The 17,280-nt window shown below is 65.3% G+C and carries 21 protein-coding genes; 17 read left to right on the top strand and 4 right to left on the bottom strand.

What is annotated here, in order from left to right; genetic code table 11:
- Positions 1-109: 109 nt before the first annotated feature.
- From J3A75_RS30460 to J3A75_RS30385, 16 genes are all read left to right on the top strand, one after another.
- On the top strand, positions 110-1,033 hold the full coding sequence (locus J3A75_RS30460) for a hypothetical protein (RefSeq protein ID WP_071000207.1): 924 nt from the start codon (positions 110-112) through the stop codon (positions 1,031-1,033).
- 249 nt (positions 1,034-1,282) lie between these two features.
- On the top strand, positions 1,283-2,467 hold the full coding sequence (locus tag J3A75_RS30455) for a tyrosine-type recombinase/integrase (RefSeq protein ID WP_209650880.1): 1,185 nt from the start codon (positions 1,283-1,285) through the stop codon (positions 2,465-2,467).
- Entirely contained in the window at positions 2,464-3,078 is a 615-nt protein-coding gene (locus J3A75_RS30450) for a hypothetical protein (protein ID WP_209650879.1), read from the top strand. Before J3A75_RS30455 ends, J3A75_RS30450 begins: the two co-directional genes overlap by 4 nt.
- A 116-nt stretch (positions 3,079-3,194) precedes the next feature.
- On the top strand, positions 3,195-3,422 hold the full coding sequence (locus J3A75_RS30445) for an AlpA family transcriptional regulator (protein ID WP_209650878.1): 228 nt from the start codon (positions 3,195-3,197) through the stop codon (positions 3,420-3,422).
- A gap of 210 nt (positions 3,423-3,632) precedes the next feature.
- Positions 3,633-3,923 carry a hypothetical protein gene (locus J3A75_RS30440; protein ID WP_209650877.1) on the top strand — a complete coding sequence of 97 codons (291 nt, stop codon included), beginning with the start codon at positions 3,633-3,635 and terminating at the stop codon, positions 3,921-3,923.
- Entirely contained in the window at positions 3,920-6,136 is a 2,217-nt protein-coding gene (locus J3A75_RS36730; RefSeq protein WP_245364385.1) for an AAA family ATPase, read from the top strand. The genes J3A75_RS30440 and J3A75_RS36730 overlap by 4 nt, the downstream gene beginning before the upstream one ends.
- A 616-nt stretch (positions 6,137-6,752) precedes the next feature.
- Positions 6,753-7,136 (top strand): hypothetical protein, encoded by a 384-nt coding sequence (locus J3A75_RS30430; protein ID WP_209650876.1) that lies wholly within the window; start codon positions 6,753-6,755, stop codon positions 7,134-7,136.
- Between the two features lie 26 nt (positions 7,137-7,162).
- Positions 7,163-8,620, top strand: coding sequence for a hypothetical protein (locus J3A75_RS30425; RefSeq protein WP_209650875.1), 1,458 nt, complete (start codon positions 7,163-7,165; stop codon positions 8,618-8,620).
- Positions 8,620-9,144 (top strand): hypothetical protein, encoded by a 525-nt coding sequence (locus J3A75_RS30420; protein ID WP_209650874.1) that lies wholly within the window; start codon positions 8,620-8,622, stop codon positions 9,142-9,144. Before J3A75_RS30425 ends, J3A75_RS30420 begins: the two co-directional genes overlap by 1 nt.
- A 23-nt stretch (positions 9,145-9,167) precedes the next feature.
- Positions 9,168-9,446, top strand: coding sequence for a hypothetical protein (locus J3A75_RS30415; RefSeq protein ID WP_209650873.1), 279 nt, complete (start codon positions 9,168-9,170; stop codon positions 9,444-9,446).
- An 11-nt stretch (positions 9,447-9,457) separates the two neighbouring features.
- Positions 9,458-9,976 (top strand): hypothetical protein, encoded by a 519-nt coding sequence (locus J3A75_RS30410; RefSeq protein ID WP_209650872.1) that lies wholly within the window; start codon positions 9,458-9,460, stop codon positions 9,974-9,976.
- Positions 9,977-9,981: 5 nt separating this feature from the next.
- Positions 9,982-10,653: a hypothetical protein gene (locus J3A75_RS30405; protein ID WP_209650871.1), complete on the top strand. Its 672-nt coding sequence runs from the start codon at positions 9,982-9,984 to the stop codon at positions 10,651-10,653.
- A gap of 207 nt (positions 10,654-10,860) precedes the next feature.
- The gene (locus tag J3A75_RS30400) at positions 10,861-11,865 is read left to right on the top strand and encodes a hypothetical protein (protein ID WP_209650870.1); all 1,005 of its coding nucleotides are present in this window, start codon (positions 10,861-10,863) and stop codon (positions 11,863-11,865) included.
- 13 nt (positions 11,866-11,878) lie between these two features.
- Positions 11,879-12,100, top strand: a complete 222-nt coding sequence (locus J3A75_RS30395) for a hypothetical protein (protein WP_209650869.1) — start codon at positions 11,879-11,881, stop codon at positions 12,098-12,100.
- 1 nt (position 12,101) lies between these two features.
- Positions 12,102-12,551 (top strand): hypothetical protein, encoded by a 450-nt coding sequence (locus J3A75_RS30390; RefSeq protein WP_209650868.1) that lies wholly within the window; start codon positions 12,102-12,104, stop codon positions 12,549-12,551.
- A 12-nt stretch (positions 12,552-12,563) separates the two neighbouring features.
- Positions 12,564-14,777 carry a hypothetical protein gene (locus J3A75_RS30385; protein ID WP_209650867.1) on the top strand — a complete coding sequence of 738 codons (2,214 nt, stop codon included), beginning with the start codon at positions 12,564-12,566 and terminating at the stop codon, positions 14,775-14,777.
- Here J3A75_RS30385 and J3A75_RS30380 read toward each other — a convergent pair.
- From J3A75_RS30380 to J3A75_RS30365, 4 genes are all read right to left on the bottom strand, one after another.
- The gene (locus J3A75_RS30380; RefSeq protein WP_209650866.1) at positions 14,774-15,166 is read right to left on the bottom strand and encodes a hypothetical protein; all 393 of its coding nucleotides are present in this window, start codon (positions 15,164-15,166) and stop codon (positions 14,774-14,776) included. The two genes, J3A75_RS30385 and J3A75_RS30380, sit on opposite strands and share 4 nt — an antisense overlap.
- Positions 15,167-15,178: 12 nt before the next feature.
- Entirely contained in the window at positions 15,179-15,397 is a 219-nt protein-coding gene (locus J3A75_RS30375; RefSeq protein ID WP_209650865.1) for a hypothetical protein, read from the bottom strand.
- Between the two features lie 3 nt (positions 15,398-15,400).
- Positions 15,401-16,483, bottom strand: coding sequence for a hypothetical protein (locus J3A75_RS30370; protein ID WP_209650864.1), 1,083 nt, complete (start codon positions 16,481-16,483; stop codon positions 15,401-15,403).
- A 123-nt stretch (positions 16,484-16,606) separates the two neighbouring features.
- Positions 16,607-16,861: a multiprotein-bridging factor 1 family protein gene (locus tag J3A75_RS30365; protein ID WP_209650863.1), complete on the bottom strand. Its 255-nt coding sequence runs from the start codon at positions 16,859-16,861 to the stop codon at positions 16,607-16,609.
- A 151-nt stretch (positions 16,862-17,012) separates the two neighbouring features.
- Between J3A75_RS30365 and J3A75_RS30360 the strand changes: the two genes are divergently transcribed.
- Positions 17,013-17,270 carry a hypothetical protein gene (locus J3A75_RS30360; RefSeq protein WP_209650862.1) on the top strand — a complete coding sequence of 86 codons (258 nt, stop codon included), beginning with the start codon at positions 17,013-17,015 and terminating at the stop codon, positions 17,268-17,270.
- Positions 17,271-17,280 lie beyond the last annotated feature (10 nt).

Below are 17,280 nucleotides of genomic sequence, written 5' to 3'. Positions count from 1 at the left end.
CCGCGGCCGGACCTTCGTCGACCCGCCCATACGGCACGCCCGACCGTTGACGGCCTGGCATCGCCAACCCTATTAGATATAGCATCAGCTATAATGATGGGTCAGGGCTATGACGCACACCGGCACTCCGCGTCGACGCTCGGCTCCGGGATCGGTCCTGTGCGGCCTCGCCGCGGCGCTCGCGCTCACCGCGGCCCCGGCGCGGGCCCAGAGCCTGCCCACCGCCGCCGAGAACCTGACGCCGGGCGACCTCGACAGCGAGCATCTGTTCGGCTTCACCGAGGGCAGCGACCTCGGCGTTCCCGGAGAGGCGGAGCTGGAATGGGAGACGAGCGGGCGCCTCGGCCGGCGCGTCGCCCGCTTCCTGACCGTGGACAGCTCCCTGGCCCTGAAGGTGCCGCTGACCCACGATTTCCGCTTGGCTCCGGGCGTCACCTTCAACGCCTACGACATCGGTGCGCCCGGCACCCCGACCCGGACCACGGGCGGTTTCAACGGCGGCTTCCTCGAGACCCGGCTGCGCCTGCTGGACCGCCGGGCGGCCGCCTTCGGTCTGACCCTCAACATCGTGCCGGGCTACGGAACCGTCGACGGCGGGTCGGGCGTGCCGGCGCGCAGCTTCGGCACCGAGATCGGCCTGCTGGCCGACCGCGAGATCATTCCCGGCAAGCTGATCGCCGCCGTCAATGTCGGCTTCGCGCTCTCGACGACGCGGCTGACCGCGATGGACGCGCCCGTGCGCGGTTCGGGGATCGAGGTGGCGGGGGCACTGGCCTACTGCGTCCGGCCCGGCCTCTTCCTCGGCGGCGAGGCACGCTATGCCCGGACCTACGACGGTCTGGCGCTCGATAGGTTCGCGGGCGAGGCCGTGTATCTCGGGCCGACCGCCTACACGACCCTGTCACCCCAGGCCTGGGCCTCGTTCACCTGGAGCTTCCAGGTCGCCGGGCGGGCGACGGGCGAGCCCGGGCCGCTCGACCTGTCGAGCTTCGACCGCCATCAGATGCGGTTGCGCGTCGGGTACAGCTTCTGATCGCGGCCTGCGGGCTCCACAGAGGTCACGGACGGGCGCCAGTACAGCGGGAGGACGCCGGTCCTCGAGCGCTTTGAAAGAGAGACTGGCGGAGAGGGGGTCCGCCAACTACCCTTCCGTAGCCGTTCGCCATCCTCCGGCAAGTCGCTGGAAAATCGGTATTTTCCGTCACACGGCGTTCGCCCTCGTTCGCTTGCGTACGCCCAAATCCGCGATTACGGTGTGGGTAGCACCGTGGGTACGGATACCATGTCGGGGAAGCTCACCGCCATCGGCGTCGCAAAGCTGAAGACCCCCGGCATGTACGGGGACGGCAACGGCCTCTGGCTTCAGGTCACCGGCAAAGGCGGGAAGAGCTGGATCTTCCGGTACACCCTGAAGGGCAAGTCCCGAGAAATGGGGCTCGGCCCGGTCAACACCTTCTCGCTTGCCGAGGCGCGTGACAAGGCCCAGGCCTGCCGGAAGCTCTGCTACGAGGGCATCGACCCCATCGAGATGCGGCGCGAGCGGCGCCAGGAAGCGGCCGTAGAGGCAGCGAAGGCAGTCACCTTCCGCACCTGCGCCGAAGGCTACGTCGAGGCTCACAAGGCCGGCTGGCGCAACGGGAAGCACGTGGCGCAGTGGTCCGCCACGCTGGAGGCCTACGCGTACCCGATCATCGGTGAGCTACCGGTCCAGGCGGTCGACACCGCCCTCGTCATGCAGGTCCTGCAGCCAATCTGGACCGAAAAGCCCGAGACGGCGTCACGCGTGCGTGGCCGGATCGAGGCCATTCTGGATTGGGCGAAGACCAACACCTATCGGTCGGGCGAGAACCCGGCGCGGTGGAAGGGACACCTGTCCAATCTGCTGCCGAAGCGGTCGAAGGTCCGGAAGGTCGAGCACCACCCCGCCCTCCCCTTCGCCGAAGTGCCCGCCTTCATGAAGAAGGTCGGCGAGCATTCGGGCGTTGCCTCGAAGCTCATGGCTTTCACGATCCTGACGGCGGCGCGCACCGGCGAAGCGCTAGGCGCTCTCTGGTCCGAGATCGACATGCAGGCCGGGGTTTGGACCTTACCGGCCGAGCGGATGAAGGCTGAGGTCGAACACAAGGTGCCGTTGTCGGCCCCCGCTCTCGCCCTGCTGGCCGAGATGCAGGGGCTGGACGATATCTACGTGTTCCCCGGAAACCGTGCTGGTAGGCCGCTCTCCAACATGGCGATGTTGATGCTGCTCCGACGCATGGGCCAGGACGACATCACCGCACACGGCTTTCGTTCGAGCTTCAGCGATTGGGCAGCAGAGACTACGTCGTTCCCGTACGAGGTTCGGGAGATGGCTCTGGCTCACACCATCGAGAACAAGGTTGAGGCAGCCTACCGACGCGGAGACCTATTCGCGAAGCGGCGCGAGCTGATGGATGCCTGGGCGACGTTCTGCCGGGGAACAGAATGACAAGCGAGGACGAACTCCAGGACGCCGGATCAACCGTAGAGGCGGCGAACGGGAGCTTCTATGCTGCCTACAAGCGGCAGTTGACCGAGCTTATCTATAGCATTGAGCTTGCTGGATTGGACGCCCTGGAAAATTCATCACTTCAGTCGCCTGACAGAACAGAGCTTGAGAACGGTCTCAGAATACTCAAAAACAACAAATCTAATTTGCTTAGACTTTTGTCCAAGATCATAGATGAGGAAAAGCCATCGTTTTTTGAAGAATGCACAATTGAAAATATAACGAACGTGCTCTCGGGCGTCTTCATGACGTCGAAGTATCTGCGCCTGACGGATAGCGCTGTGCAGGAGACGCTTCGGAAGCAAGCAAACATTGCTAGAGCGGCTCGACAACCGAAGCTGAGCAAGGAAAAGGCAGGCCGCATTGAGATGGTTAAGCGGCATTGCGCGGCGGCGGGAGTAGACCTTCGGAACCCCTATAAGGCCGCCGAAGTAATCCGCGACGCCGTGAATGCCGAGCGCGCCAAGGCGGGCAAGCCTGGAGTGACTGTGCGATCCATCCAGAACTGGATCAACGAAGCCGAACTGGCGACAAATTCGGAAAATTCTTGAAAGCTTTCCGAAGGCTTTCAAACCCTTTCCGACGCGATGCTCGACAGTACAGCCTACACTCACCAGAACTCAGCATAGTCGCTGGAACACCAGCGGCGCGCTAAGGAAGATCAGTCATGGCTCTGCAGCATGTGCAGGCGCCGCAGGTAGACCTGCGCGCGTCAACGGGAAAGCTTTTGCACCGCCCCAAGGATGTTCAGGACATCCTCGGCATCGGCCATACCACGCTCTACCGGCTGATCGGCCAGGGCAAGCTGAAGGTGGTCAAGATCGGCGCCGCCAGCCGCGTCACGGACGACAGCGTCCGTGCCTATGTCGCGTCCCTGATGATGGAGGCCGCGTAGCACGATGGCCCTGAAAACAGTTGAGGGACGGAGCGCGGCCAGGCGCTCACGTCCCTCGGAAGATGTCGCTCGGCAGACCGACCTCTCCGATATAGCACCTCACCGGCATATCGCCAACGGCCGCCCCTTCGTTTTCGATAGCCGCGGATGCTTCCTCGGCTTCGTCACGGGTCCTGCCGAGGCGCGGGCCCTCCTGCGGGGAGGCGCACTATGATCGCGCGCCACCTCCTTCAGCACGATGATTTCCTCTGGGCGCTGGACAACAGCCGGCGCCGGTACCGGGTGCGCCCGACGCGCCCTGGGGATCTGACCTTCCGGCCCGGGGAGACCTATCCCGGCCTCATCACCGTCGTGAGCATGACCAAGCCTTTGTACACGGTGATGGCGGAGCGGTGCCAGGTCTCTCCCGGTCCGTGGCTCGACACCGACGCCTACGCCGACTTCCGGCTGCTCGCGATCAACCGCAAGCGCGCCCTGCGAAACCATGGAGGTGCGCGATGACGGCGGGCCTTCACACCTCATCTGCATCCACTCCCGGGGTGCCGCCTTCGAGCGGCCTGCCGGCTGCTCTGGCGCCGCTCGTTGCCGAACGCCGCTGGCTGGTGTGGCGCTGGGAGACGACCGAGAAGGGGCGCCTCACGAAGGTGCCCTACCGGGCTGATCGGCCAGATGCGAAGGGTTCGAGCACGGACCCCCGAACCTGGACGGACCACGACACGGCGGCGGCTGCGGTCGCGGCTGGGCGCGCCGATGGTATCGGCTACGCCCTGCATGGCGGCACCGTCGGGGCCTTCGACCTCGATCATTGCAGAGACCGGGAGACGCACGAGATCGCGCCGTGGGGTCTCAAGCTCCTGGACCGCGCCCGCAGCTATGCCGAGGTCACCCCCTCCGGCGAGGGCATCCGCATCCTGGGCATGGTGGCAGGTCCGAAGGTGCATCGCAAACAGCGGGTGCCCATGACGGCTGAGGGTTCGATCGAGACCTTCCGCGACGCCGAGCGGTTCATCACCATCACGGGCGACGCCCTTCCGGATGCTCCGGAGACCTTGGCCCCGCTCGACGCAGTGATAGACGTCACCGTCGCCGAGCTGGACCAGGCCAAGCGCGCCGAGAAGGAGGCCGAGCGTGAAGCACGGCGGAAGGCGGAGCAGGAAGAGCGCCGAGGAACCACCAGCGAGCGCGCGGCTGCCGGTGCCAAGTCCAGGATCTATGACGGCGACTGGGACCTGCCGCGCGATCTTGATGACCTTGTACGGTTCGGACCTCCAGCCGGCGCGGACCGAAGCGCCGCCTTTCACCATGCGGTTTGCTGGTTGAAGGACTACGGCTGGTCCGTGGACCGGATCGAGGCGCTGATGACCGCGCATCCTCGCGGCATCGCGGAGAAGTACGAGAGACGACTTCGAGCTGAGATCGAACGGTGCTGGGACAAGGCGGAGCCACCGCGCGACCGCGGCCGCACGAAAAGCTCTGGCGGTGATCAACAGGCCTGGGATGAGAACGAGCCGCAACAGGAGAAGGCAGCCCCCAAGCCCATCCCGCTGCGCTGGCACCGTGACGCGGATCCGAATGCCGACCGGGCGTGGCTGGTGCGTGACCTCATCGCTCAGACCGGCAAGGGCCTGCTGTCCGGCCAATGGGGCTCGGCCAAGACTTTCATCGCCCTGGACCTGTCGGGATGTGTGATGACCGGCGAGCCCTTCGCTGGCCGGCAGGTTATGCGTCGTGGCGGCGTGCTGTTCATCGCACCGGAGGGGGCCTTCGAGATCCCGATCCGTCTGAAAGGCCTCGTCGCGGGCAAGGTGGCCGGCACGGCGATGGCGCAGGCTGCCGCCGGAGAGCGTCTGGTTGATCCCGACGATCTACCATTCGCCTGGATCGAGGAGTGCCCTCGGCTGGTCGACCGGGATGCGACCGACACGCTGGCGCTCACGGCCGATGCCGCGGTGCGCGAGCTGCGCGAGCGCTACGACCTGCCACTGGCTCTCATCATCGTGGACACCGTCGCGGCCGGCGCCGGGTTCGATGACGAGAACAGCGCCGCCGAGACCCAGAAGGTGATGAATGCGCTGGAGCGCTTGAGCCACCACACGGGGGCGTTCGTGCTGGGCGTCGACCACTTCGGTAAGGCCGTCGAGACTGGCACCCGAGGTTCCTCGGCCAAGGAGGCGGCTGCCGACACGGTGCTGGCGGCCCTCGCCAGCCGGGACGAGGCCGGCAACATCTCCAACACGCGAATGGCCGTGCGAAAAGTCCGGGGCGCTCGGACCGGGCAGGAAACGCCCTACAGCCTGGACGTGGTGCAGATCGGCGAGGACCAATGGGGAGAGCCGGTCACGACATGCGTGGTGAACTGGCAGGCCGACCGGACCGCAGGGGACGCAGCCGCCGCGCCGAAGGATAGATGGCCTACTTCTTTGAAGGTGTTCCGCAACGCGCTGCTGAACACCCTGGCCGAGAAGGACAAGGGAACGCGCATCCGGCCCTATGGCGGTGAAGGTCCGGAGGTCTTGGCGGTGACTGATAAGGCCGTGCGAACCGAATTCTGTGCCGCCTACCCAGCGGACGGAGATACGGAGCGGCAGCGGTCTGACGCCAAGCGCAACGCCTACAACCGGGCCAGGAAGCAGGCGCTGGAGAAGGGTCTCATTGGCGCCCGAGATCATGCCGGCTTCGACTATCTCTGGCTGGCGCACGACGATGCGGACTGATCGGACACCCACGCGGACGGAGCGGACACTTCTAGTGTCCGCGTCCGCTTCGTCCGCATGTGGGCGTGGATTTTGTGGACGTTCGTCCGCTTCGTCCGCTTCGTCCGCAGGTGGCTGGCGAGCGCAAATTGAAGCCCACAAGCTGGCCAGGCGACGGTATCAAGATACCGCGCGGCTACCCGCCGGCTGGCGTCCGCATCTCTCCGGTCTTTCGGGCTGCTCGATGTGCGACAGGTCCCAGACCACAGCGTTGAACACGGCAGCGCGCGGGCCCTGCTGCTGAGAAAATTTCTGGCGCTTATCGCCGAGGGCTGATGGCGGACATGCCCTCCGCTAAGCGGCGCGGAAAAACAGGGCATGCCAACGCCTTGGGTTCCGCCCTGGACCGCTACCCACATCTCAACCCACGATCAGGGGCGATCTTAAGCCCGAACCAGCCTTCACGGCGGCGTCTTCGGCAGAACAATTCGGCCTCAAGTCGGGGTCGTCGTTACGATCAGCGCCCAAGCGAACGAACGCCAGCGAACAGCGGCGAACTACTGCGGCCAATACTTGGGAAATCTGGACAAATCGAAGCAAATCAACTATATAGGCTGAACCACAAGCGGTCGGCCAAATGTCGTTCCAAGCTCAACCTGCCACTACTCGTTCGCCCAAGCAGCGCTCGGCGCTCGCCAACGGCAGCCGACCGTTCCTCGTGACCGTGCCGGGCAGCACCGAGGCGGCGCGGCACTACAAGTCCGTGCTGGACGAGGTGGAAGCCGAGCGGGGCGGCAAGGCGGCCATGTCGGTCACCCAGCGCGAGGCGGCCCGTGCCTATGCCGGCCTCGCTGTCGAGCTGGCCAAGCTGCACGCGGCCATGGCTGCCGGCCAGAACGTCGACCTGGAGGCCCTGGGGCAGATCGGGGACCGGATGGACCGACAGGCCCGCCGCATGGGCCCTCCGACCCCTCCCGAGCGCCCTGGCGTCCGTGAGCGCTATGCGAGGCGCCCGGCATGAACTTGGCCTGCCGACCCCTCTGCACCATGCGTGAGGCCCTGGCCGATCCCGCCATCTTCGCGGAGATCCTGCCGGGCGACACCTGGGCTCCTTGGCGCGCCATCCTGATCGCCTCCAGGGGCGAGGCGCTGACCGACGACGAGCGGGCGATCTTCACTGCTCTGACCGGCCGCGAGCGTGAGCCTGAGCGCCCCGTAGACGAGCTGTGGGGCATCGTGGGCCGCCGCGGCGGCAAGTCCCGCGCCTTCTCCGTGCTGGGCGCCTACCTGGCCGGGCTGGTGGACTACAGCGGCGTCCAGGCCCCGGGCGAGCGGATCAAGCTCCCCATCATGGCCTCGACGACGGTCCAGGCGGCCAAGATCTTCTCGTACATGCTGGGCGTCTTCGAGCACTCGGCCGAGATGCAGGACATGGTCGACGGGGATCCGACCTCGGACACCATACGGTTGCTGTCCGGCGTCGACATCGAGGTCCGGCCGGCGAACTACAAGACGATCCGCGGCGAGACCTTGGCGGGTTGCTTGGCCGACGAGGTGGCCTTCTGGCACCTGGAGAACAGCGCTAACCCGGACACGCTAATCCTCGACGCGGTGCGGCCGGGGTTGGCGACGACGGGCGGCCCGCTGTGCGTGCTGTCGAGCCCGTATGCCCGCAAAGGCGAGCTGTACCGCACTCACCAGCGGGATTTCGGGCCGAACGGCGATCCGGCGGTGCTGGTGCTGCGGGCGCCCTCGCAGACCATGAACCCGAGCCTGGACCCGGCGGTGGTGAAGCGGGCCTACACCCGCGACCCGGCCGCGGCCTCGGCCGAGTACGGCGCCGAGTTCCGCAAGGACGTCGAGGCCTTCATCAGCCTGGAGGCCGTGCAGGCGTGCATGGACGTGGGTGTCCGCGAGCGCCCGCCGGTCCAGGGCACCCGCTACGTCGCCTTCGTGGACCCGGCCGGCGGCGGCGCCGACAGCATGACCCTGGGCATCGCGCACCGGGAGCAGGACCTGATCTTCCTCGACGCGGTTCGCGAGGAGACCGTCGGCACCTCACCGGCTGTGGTGGTGGAGCGGTTCGCGGAGACCCTGAAGGCCTACGGCGTCACGAAGGTCACGGGCGACCGCTATGCCGGCGAGTGGCCGCGGGAGCAGTTCGCCAAGCACGGCATCACCTATGCCACGTCCGAGAAGTCCAAGACCGAGATCTACGCGGCCTTCCTGCCCATCCTGAACTCGGAGCGCGCCCGGCTGATCGAGGCGCCGAAGCTTGAGGCGCAGATCGTCTCCCTGGAGCGCCGCACCACCCGCGGCACGGGCCGGGACATCATCGACCACCCGCAGGTGAAGGGCGCCCACGACGACGTGGCGAACGCCGCGGCTGGCGCCATCGTCCACGTGGCGAGCGTGGCCAAGCCCCTCGTGATCACGCCTGAGCTTCTGGCGATGTCCAAGCTCCCTGGCCCGCGCTCCCGCAACCGCTACGGGAGCCTGCGCTGATGCCGATGAGGACCATCATCCATCGCAAGCCGACGAAGCGGATGGACCCGTTCTCCCGTGCGGTCATGCGCGAGTTGAACAGCCGCGCCCTGGTCGGCATCCCCGGTGACAGCATGCATCCCGGCGAGAAGGGCGAGGCCCCGATCAGCAACGCCGTGCTCGGCTACCTCTTCGAGCACGGCCAGCCTGAGAAGAACCTCCCGGAGCGTCCGCACCTCGTGCCGGGCGTGGAGAGCATCCGCGATCAGGCCGCCGAACGGCTGCTCAAGGCTGCCAAGGCCGCGTTCCTGGGCGACCTGGATGCGCCGGAGAAGGCCCTTCACGCGGTCGGGCTCATGGCGGTGGCGGCTGTCCAGCAGCAGATCACGGACGGGGCATTCGCGCCCCTCGCCGAGCGGACCATCAAAGCCCGCCTCCGTCGCGGCAGGACGGGCACTAAGCCGCTGATCGACACGGGCGCCTACCGCCGGTCGTTCACGTACACGATCCGGCGCGGCAACGCGGCCTTGCCCGACAATAGCTAGACTTTGACAGTAAAGGAACGGCGATGGCCTATCGTGTGGCTTTATACAGCGCAGCAGCTCTCACTATTGACGGCCGCCCGTGCCGCCGTTGGCCTGCTGCGGCCTACACCGGCATTGCCAATGATCAGCGGTACTTCGCCATCGTCCAGCCGGTGAACCTGATGTCTGCGTCCTGGGCGCCGGCCTCGGCTGTCACCGGCAATCCGGCGGACGGCGGCGTGATCGAGCTGCACGCACCCACGGAGAAGCCCTCCGACGTGCCGCTGTCCAACTTCGTCCCCTGGAACCCGCCAGGCAACTGAAGGAGAGGCTGATGCCCGATAGTCCCATGAAGTTTTGCGCCTCGATGACGAAGTGCAGCAAGGCCTACACGGTCGGCGCACCCGGCACGGTGAAGATCGCGCACGACAGCGCACCGATCGACGAAAGCAAGATCAACGGCATTCTCACCTTCCTGTCGAGCAAGCTTTCGGAAGGCGACTTCGCGACCGTCACCGACATGCTGGACGACGTGATCGACAAGGCCGAGGACCTGAACCCTACCAAGCGCATGGCTGCCGACGCTCTGCCGGCCGCGACGCGCCGCATCGTGCGTCGGGCCGTCCGTGGCCCGCTCCTCGGCTACGACGCCCGCCCGGCGGGTATGGGCATGGCGGTCGACGCGCAGCGCGAGGCCGAGGTGAAGGCCGTGCTCCCGAACCACGACCGGCTGAAGCTCGGCGGATCCTTCGGCTACGCGGCGCCGATCCCGCCGAAGCCCTCGCGGCCGCTCACGACCGCCACGCGCGCCGAAGTCGAGCGCGAATTCCCGAACATGTTCAAGGGGAGCTGAGCACCATGCCGAAGGCAGCCCTGACCCTGATCCCGCCCGCACGCACGCCCGAGCGGCAGCGGCTTGCAGACGCCATCACCGAACGTGATCGCCGGCTAGCCCTCGTCGCGGCCAAGCGCGCCGAGATCAAGGCCACCGACGAGGCTCGATATCCCCTCTACACACGTCAGGGCGACCTTGAGCAGGAGATCCGCGACCTCGGCGGCAACCGCAACGAGTCCGCTCGCAGAGACGCGCTGCTCCGCGGCGAGAGTTTCACCAGCAGCAATCGGCTGGACGAGGCTCGCGCCGAACTGGCAGCCGTCAACGATCAGATCACGGCCTCCAAAAAGGCCGGGGCCGAGCTTCAGACAGACCTTCAGCTTCTAGAGATGCCGTGCACGATTTCTCAGATGGACGTCGAAGACGCGATTAAGGCGGTTCTGAACGCTGACGAGACGCGGGCGGCCGTCATTGATGAGCTGCTGGACCTTCAGCACCGGGTGACGATGCTCCGGCGCGCCGCCAACGCCACCTTCGGGCTGTGGGACCCCGGCGCTGGCTACTCGCCGAGCAGCACGACGGCTCTGCCGTGCCCCTGGCAGGCCGCGCGCGACCGCCTCGCCTCCGATCCCGATGCCCGGCTCCCCATGCCGGAGGACGTGTTCGCCGAGCCGCCACCGCGCTCGGCAGCCTGATGCTGCGCAGTGACCGGCATAGCTGACAGGGCGGGTGCCGGACGCGCAGCAAGTGCGGGGCTTTCGAGCTTCACCCGCACGGCGCCCAGCCGCTGAGTGGCGCTCTCCAAGTAACCGGCGGCAGACGGGACAAACAGCCGATGTTCCCGCACCCGACAAAGCCTCCGGCGCGCACGACGTGCCGGGGGCGCCATCTGGGATCTGGCTATGTCCGAACTCTACCTCCGCAAGCTCCAAGTCGCTGTCGAAGGCGGCCGCACTTGGACTTACGATGGCACCAAGCCCGACAGCGTTGCGGACGGCCGCACGGACGGCCCTGGCTTGCGGATCCGCTTCAGCACGCAACAGGGGGATGTCAGCACGCCGAACGTCCTGCGGGTGGACATCTTCAACGTGTCCCAGAGCAGCGTCGCCGCTACGCTGATGACCGGCAGGCAAATCACCCTGTCGGCCGGCTACGGCGACGGCCCCGCGCACGTCCTGTTCAAGGGCCAGATCCGGCAGGTCCGCGCGAACATGCGTGACGACGTGATGGACCCCGACAGCTACTTGGCGATCCTTGCGACCGACAGCAGCGCGCCGCGAAACTATGCGGTCGTGAACAAGACGCTCTCTGCCGGTCACACATACTATGATCGCCTGATGGTCTGCGCCGACGCCCTGAAGGCGATGGGCGTGCAGATCGGCTATATCGACAAGGACGCCCTGACCAAGACCAAATTCCCGCGCGGGGCCGCTCTGTTCGGCAACGCGAAAGACTGGTTGCGACAGACGTGCCGAGCTACCTCGACATCGTGGTCTATCCAGAACGGCACGTTTCAGGTTGTCGCCAACAACAAGGCCAAGCCCGGAGGAGCCATTGTCCTCAGCGGGCAGACCGGCCTGATTGGTCAAGCTATTCAGACCATCGGCGGCATCGAGGGCCGCAGCCTCTTGAATGGCCAGATCGTCCCAACCGCAACAGTCAAGATTGATAACAAGTCGATCCAGCGGGCCGAGATCGATCCGAGCATCGCGGGAGAGCCGAACAATCGGTTGCTCGCACAGTACGGCGCACTTTCGGCGGATGGAACCTATAAGGTTTTCTACGTCAGCCACGAAGGCGATACGCGCGGCAACCCGTTCTATACAAACTTCGTGGCGGTGACGACGGCGGAAGGCTCGGTCCCTCCGCAATATGCTTCGCGCGGAATAGCGCTACCAAGCAATTGAGAGAGACGCCGCCATGACGGATCAGGATAACCTAGACGAGAAAGTCTTTGACGGCGCCATGCTCGGCGCGCGTGCGGGCTTAGGCTTGTACGCAATCGAGGCGGACGACGAGATTTGCTCGCAAGTCGCCATGTCTGTGCTGACGGCCTTTGCTCTATCGGGCGGGCTAGAGCCTGAAAATCTGGAGCGGCTGCGAGACATCGTGGTTCGCGCCGTCGAGACCCGGAGGAATTGACGTGGAAGCCGAGTTCGAGATCGCCGGCAACCGCTATCGGTTCGACCGGATGCCCGCTCAGACGGAGACCCGCATCCTGCGCCGGTTCGCACCCATGATCGCTGAGGCCGTGCCGCTCGTCCTGGCTCCTGGCCCGCGCATCGCGCTGCGCTCCAACATGGACGTGCAGAAGGTCATCCAGACCGTGTTCCGGGCCTGGGGCAGGCTGTCGGACGACGACACGGACATGATCGAGCGCGCGAGCTGCGGAAGCCTCAGGCGCGAGCACAGCGGCGCGTGGGTGCCGGTCTGGCCGAAGGGCGACCCGGAACCGGCCTTCCCCGACATCGACGGCGCCGCGCTGGAGCACATGGTCGGCTACGCGCTCGGCTTCACGGTCAAGCGGTGGCTGGAGGGCGGCGGCGAGATGGTGCCGGCTGAGATCCGCGCCGTCATCGGCAAGCTGCACTGAGGAGGAACGCACATGGACGACTGGCTGAAATCCTTCTCCGTCGCGCTCGGCTTTCAGGTCGACACCGGCTCGCTCAACACGGCCAAGAAGTCGATCGCGGACTACGAGGCCGCCGTGAAGGCCGCCGAGAAGCGCATCGAGGACGCCCGGTGGGCCGGCGCCAAAACCGAAGAGGAGATCGCGAAGCTCACGCGCGACACGAACCTCAAGGAGGCCAAGGAGGCGCTGGCCAACGCGCAGGCTATCGACAAGGCCGAGAAGGAGGCCGCGCAGAAGCGGGAGCAGCGCCACAAGGACTTCATGTCCAGCATGAGCAAGCTCGCCCTCGCGGCGACGGCCATGGCGACCGCCATTAGCTACGCAGCGAACCGCGTCGCGCAGTCCTTCGACCATCTCGGGTTCGTGTCGCAGCGGACCGGGGCGTCCGTCCAGGCCCTCAACTCGCTGGGCTACGCATTCAAGCAAGTCGGCGGTTCGTCCGAGCAGGCTATCTCTGCCGTCGAGAGCTTCACGAAGGCTCTGCGGGAGAACAGTGGCGTCAAGGGCTTCGTCGCCGGCCTCGGCGTCGACATGACCAAGGATAAGACGGACCAGTTGCTTGATACCGTGCGGATCCTGCAGGGGCACGGTTATGACGCCGGTTCTAGGGAAGCCGCCTTGGCCGGCATCTCGGAGGAAAACTACGCCCTTCTGACGAAGTACATCGACCAGATCGACCGCTACCGTGCCGAGTACAACAAGCTCACGACCTCACTTGGCGTCGACACCAAACAGTCGACCGATGCGTCTATGGCGTTCCAGCGCTCGCTCACCCGGTTGCAGGCCACGGCCTCAGCCCTCGGCGATAAGCTGATGGTCAGCCTAGCGCCAGCTCTCAAGGCTATCGTGGACCGCTTTCAGGACTGGATCGCGGCGAACCCTGAGAAGGTCGAACGCGTGATGAACGACATCTCGAAAGCCCTTGTGTGGGTGGCCGAGAAGATCGGCGCCATGATCGAGAGCATCACGGGTAGCGATGGCGATGAGTTCGTGAAGCGGTGGGACGACATCGTGACGCGAACGGAGCGGTTCGCCGGGGCGGTCGAGCGTAGCGTCTTGGCTATTGAGCGGCTGCTCAAGATGACCGGCCTTCTCAACCGCGAGGCCGTGCCGGGCATGGGTAGCTTGGTGACGGGCTATCGGGATTGGGTCCATCGCACCTTCGGCAACGAGGCCGGGACGCCTGGTGTCGTTGTCACGCCCGGCGCGAAGCCAGGGCCCGTTGAAGACAAGCGCACTTGGTACGAGCGCTATGCTCCGACAATCCTGGGCGGCAAACCCGACCCGAACGCGCCTGCGGATAGCCGTGGCGGTCTTCGCGCCCGCGCGGCTCGCGCCCTGCGAGGTGACCAGTCTGGCGGCGTGGCGGCCAATCCTGGAGCCTACAAGGACGTGTTGGACCATATCGCCCGGTCTGAGGGTACAGCGAAGGCGCCGGGCGGCGGCTACAACACGTCCCTCGGTTATGGCCGCTATCTGCCGGGCGGACAGGAACAGACCCTCACGACGAAGACGCTCAACGAAATCCTGGCGCTGGGCAACTACATGCGACGGCAGCCCGGCAACCCCAACTCGTCCGCCATGGGCCGGTATCAGATCGTCGGCGACACCCTACGCGATCAGATGCGCAAGCTCGGGCTCAAGGGAACCGACTTGTTCGACGAGAAGATGCAGGATCGCATTGGTGCGAACCTCGCGCGGCAGCGTGGAGCTAGCTCAGTCGGGCTTCGACAGGAATGGGCTTCGCTCGTTGGCGCCAACAATCGCATCGCGGTTGAGCTGATGCAGAAGGTGGACCCTAAGGCATCCACGATGCCGTTGGAGCGGCAGCCCTCCCCGGGAGCCGTCGAGCGCGCTGCGCAATCATCCATCCATGTCACGTCGCCCAAGATCGAAGTGCAGGGCGGCTCGTCCAGTGTGGCGCCGGTCATCAACGTGCCGGGTCTGCCGCGCATGATGCAGATGCCGAACTTCGACGTGAAGGACTACATGCAACCGGCGCCGTCTGCGGCGTACTCCATCACCAACAATGGCGGGAACACCAGCAAGGCGGTGCATCAGACGTTCAACACCAACACGACCATCCACGAAGCCCGGAATGTCCGTGAAGCTGGGCGGATGATGGAGAGCACGTTCGGCCGGATGCACAATCTGGCTTTGGAGAACGCTCAGTCCGCGACGGTCTAGCGGGGTGCGGACCGAAGCTCCCCGTTCCAGACGCTCGTCTGATGGTTGACCAGGGCTGTCTTGGACAGCGGGCGCCCGTCCACGGTCGCCGATTGGATCTGTAGGTAGCCCGCGCCGACGAACTGGCCGCGATAGGCGATGGTGTTGCCGCGCCCGTTCCGGCAATCAATCGTGACGTGGCGGCCTGCGGTGTCGGTCGCATCGCAGGCAAAGCCGAGCCGGTCCAGGCGCTCAAAGTAGCCTTTCGCGAACCGGTCGCCGGAAGGCCCCTCGTCGGGGTTGTCGGCCATCGGGACCTGCGGGCGACTGAGATCGGGATGTTGCGCCCACGGCCCGGCGACGGCCGGCACGGCGGCTAGCATCACGGCGAAGGCGAGGGCGTAGCGCATCCCGGCAAGCGCTCAGGCGTGCAGAGCGATAGGCGAAGAGCGCTCGAAGATCACATCGGCGTTCTGCCAATGATGGATCGCCATCAAGGGCCCTAGGTCCAAGTTAGGATCCAGCACGAAGACCCTGATTAGTTTTGGATTGTCCGCGCGATCCTGCACAGCCATAGCTTGCCATGGCTGCAGCCCGAGATGTTGGAGCAATTTCGCACCAGGATTATTGAAGTCTGGCATAGCTCACACTCCATGGCCTGAAACTAAGTTTACCCCAAGTGTCTTAAGAGTTTGCTCAAGCGGCATACAGAAGGACAAATTCGAAGTACCGGCCGCAATCAAGCCGACGGCATGCTGTCCATCCTCTGTGACAACCAAAGATCCGCTATCTCCTGCTTGTGAAAACGGCTGACCTCCATCTCCCATGATTGCCAATGCGCCACCTATATACACTAAAGCTTTGAACCGGTCTGCGTTGTACGGAATTGGAACTGGCGCTGACAGAACCCCGATCACTTGCCCGCGCGTCAGTCCCGTTGTGCGGCCCACCTTCATAACGCGTACGCCAGCAATCGGCATCATTATCTGGGTCGGGGTGTCGTACGCGCCATCCCCATGCATCGATGTGACCCGATCGGGATTAACGACTTCGAAGATGGCGGCATCATGCAGCTGTGCCGGGATGATGCGAGGATCCCCACTCAGGATCGGAATTGACCGGGTATGGCGCCCCAGCGTCTCGGGCACCGGGTGGCTTCGGTCCGGCGACGCGTCGAACGGAGCCGGCGACAGGATTGGCATCCCGTCCTCCATGTGATTGCACCCACCTGTCACGTGGTTGTTGGACAGGCCGAACAGAGTGCCTGCCCCGTCCTGAACCAAGCAGCCGAGACTACCCGCGCCATGAATGGATGCTGGGTGGATTGAGCTGCCGCAAGCAATCCGGTCTTTGTGGCGATATGACCTTTTGGTTGTCGGCGGCTGCGGGGGCGCTGGAGGCGGGTTGCTCTGCAATTGAGCTGACCCAATCCAGTGCACGGAAACGCCCTCAATCAAAGGAGGCAGCCCGCGCGCTCGTGTCGCCGGGATTGCACCTTTTGTGCAAATAGTCACAGTTTTCGACGGCTCGTCGTGGAAGACTGCGGTCACCATCAGCCGGCCAAGCAACTGGTCGGAACCATCCGGGATTTCGGTTTCAGGCTTGGGCGGAAAGACGGCAGACAGGGGCTTTCTACTACCCGGAGAGTCGAAGTCGTCGTTAACCAAAAACCCGTTAGACTTCGCCCATTCATAGAAGGCCAGGCCGATATTTGCGGCGTCTGCCATGATTTGTTCTCTTTAGGGTAGCGGCGAGCGTCGTTCTGGGCGCGGCCAACAGCGAAGCTGACAGGCATCCTTAGGGCAGGACGCAGCACGCAATCAACTGCAGGTAGTCACAAACAGCGGGGACTATTGGCCGCTGGAAACCTCAGGGCTGCCTGCCTGTTTCCGCAGCCGCACTCCCGGCCCCTCGCCGTTCTCGTCGATGAAGATGATGCCGGCCGCTTCGAGCGCGGCCTGGAGGGCGGCAACGGTTCGATCCTTGAGGGCTTCGCCTCGCTCGAAGCGGGCCACGGTGTCGGCTGAGACGCCCGCCGCCGCAGCAAGATCCCGAACGCCCAAGCCGAGCGCGGTTCGAGCCATCTTGCACTGGACAGCCTGCATTTCATAACCCTGTTACGATTTCGGTTGACGGCTGTCCGAGGCAGGCGTAATCATAACCTCGTTCCGATTTCGGAACAATAGATGGTTTCGGCGCCTGGCGCCGGCCCCTCCAGACATGCCCTGAAGCCTTCAGCCCCGGAGCACACCGGTTATGGCAATGCCCCCGCTCGCCCTGAAGCCGGCCCGCCGCCGGCCCGCCGCTACCCTCTACGCCAGCCCCCGCCCCGTCATTGAGGCCGATGAGGCCGCCCCCGGCACCGTCGAGGCATGGGAGGCTATTGCCCCCATCCGCCCCGACACCGCCCACGTCCGCGCGCCGCGCTTCCTCGACCTCGCCGGCGAGCTGCTGACGGCCGCCATCATCATTGCCGGGGGCGTGTTCGCCTACGGCTTCATGCCTGTCGCTTGAGGGAGGGTGC

The sequence above is a fragment of the Methylobacterium sp. PvP105 genome, from assembly GCF_017876975.1.
In the GTDB taxonomy this organism is placed as follows: Bacteria; Pseudomonadota; Alphaproteobacteria; order Rhizobiales; family Beijerinckiaceae; genus Methylobacterium; species Methylobacterium radiotolerans.
Note: the sequence above shows the minus strand (reverse complement) of the source record. Positions and strands in the feature narration are given on the sequence as shown.

What these genes read in the sequence shown, in the direction of transcription:
- J3A75_RS30460 (WP_071000207.1), top strand. Translation starts at nt 110, where the DNA reads ATGACGCACACCGGCACTCCGCGTCGACGCTCGGCTCCGGGATCGGTC.
- J3A75_RS30455 (WP_209650880.1), top strand. Translation starts at nt 1,283, where the DNA reads ATGTCGGGGAAGCTCACCGCCATCGGCGTCGCAAAGCTGAAGACCCCC.
- J3A75_RS30450 (WP_209650879.1), top strand. Translation starts at nt 2,464, where the DNA reads ATGACAAGCGAGGACGAACTCCAGGACGCCGGATCAACCGTAGAGGCG.
- J3A75_RS30445 (WP_209650878.1), top strand. Translation starts at nt 3,195, where the DNA reads ATGGCTCTGCAGCATGTGCAGGCGCCGCAGGTAGACCTGCGCGCGTCA.
- J3A75_RS30440 (WP_209650877.1), top strand. Translation starts at nt 3,633, where the DNA reads ATGATCGCGCGCCACCTCCTTCAGCACGATGATTTCCTCTGGGCGCTG.
- J3A75_RS36730 (WP_245364385.1), top strand. Translation starts at nt 3,920, where the DNA reads ATGACGGCGGGCCTTCACACCTCATCTGCATCCACTCCCGGGGTGCCG.
- J3A75_RS30430 (WP_209650876.1), top strand. Translation starts at nt 6,753, where the DNA reads ATGTCGTTCCAAGCTCAACCTGCCACTACTCGTTCGCCCAAGCAGCGC.
- J3A75_RS30425 (WP_209650875.1), top strand. Translation starts at nt 7,163, where the DNA reads ATGCGTGAGGCCCTGGCCGATCCCGCCATCTTCGCGGAGATCCTGCCG.
- J3A75_RS30420 (WP_209650874.1), top strand. Translation starts at nt 8,620, where the DNA reads ATGCCGATGAGGACCATCATCCATCGCAAGCCGACGAAGCGGATGGAC.
- J3A75_RS30415 (WP_209650873.1), top strand. Translation starts at nt 9,168, where the DNA reads ATGGCCTATCGTGTGGCTTTATACAGCGCAGCAGCTCTCACTATTGAC.
- J3A75_RS30410 (WP_209650872.1), top strand. Translation starts at nt 9,458, where the DNA reads ATGCCCGATAGTCCCATGAAGTTTTGCGCCTCGATGACGAAGTGCAGC.
- J3A75_RS30405 (WP_209650871.1), top strand. Translation starts at nt 9,982, where the DNA reads ATGCCGAAGGCAGCCCTGACCCTGATCCCGCCCGCACGCACGCCCGAG.
- J3A75_RS30400 (WP_209650870.1), top strand. Translation starts at nt 10,861, where the DNA reads ATGTCCGAACTCTACCTCCGCAAGCTCCAAGTCGCTGTCGAAGGCGGC.
- J3A75_RS30395 (WP_209650869.1), top strand. Translation starts at nt 11,879, where the DNA reads ATGACGGATCAGGATAACCTAGACGAGAAAGTCTTTGACGGCGCCATG.
- J3A75_RS30385 (WP_209650867.1), top strand. Translation starts at nt 12,564, where the DNA reads ATGGACGACTGGCTGAAATCCTTCTCCGTCGCGCTCGGCTTTCAGGTC.
- J3A75_RS30380 (WP_209650866.1), bottom strand. Translation starts at nt 15,166, where the DNA reads ATGCGCTACGCCCTCGCCTTCGCCGTGATGCTAGCCGCCGTGCCGGCC.
- J3A75_RS30375 (WP_209650865.1), bottom strand. Translation starts at nt 15,397, where the DNA reads ATGCCAGACTTCAATAATCCTGGTGCGAAATTGCTCCAACATCTCGGG.
- J3A75_RS30370 (WP_209650864.1), bottom strand. Translation starts at nt 16,483, where the DNA reads ATGGCAGACGCCGCAAATATCGGCCTGGCCTTCTATGAATGGGCGAAG.
- J3A75_RS30365 (WP_209650863.1), bottom strand. Translation starts at nt 16,861, where the DNA reads ATGCAGGCTGTCCAGTGCAAGATGGCTCGAACCGCGCTCGGCTTGGGC.
- J3A75_RS30360 (WP_209650862.1), top strand. Translation starts at nt 17,013, where the DNA reads ATGGCAATGCCCCCGCTCGCCCTGAAGCCGGCCCGCCGCCGGCCCGCC.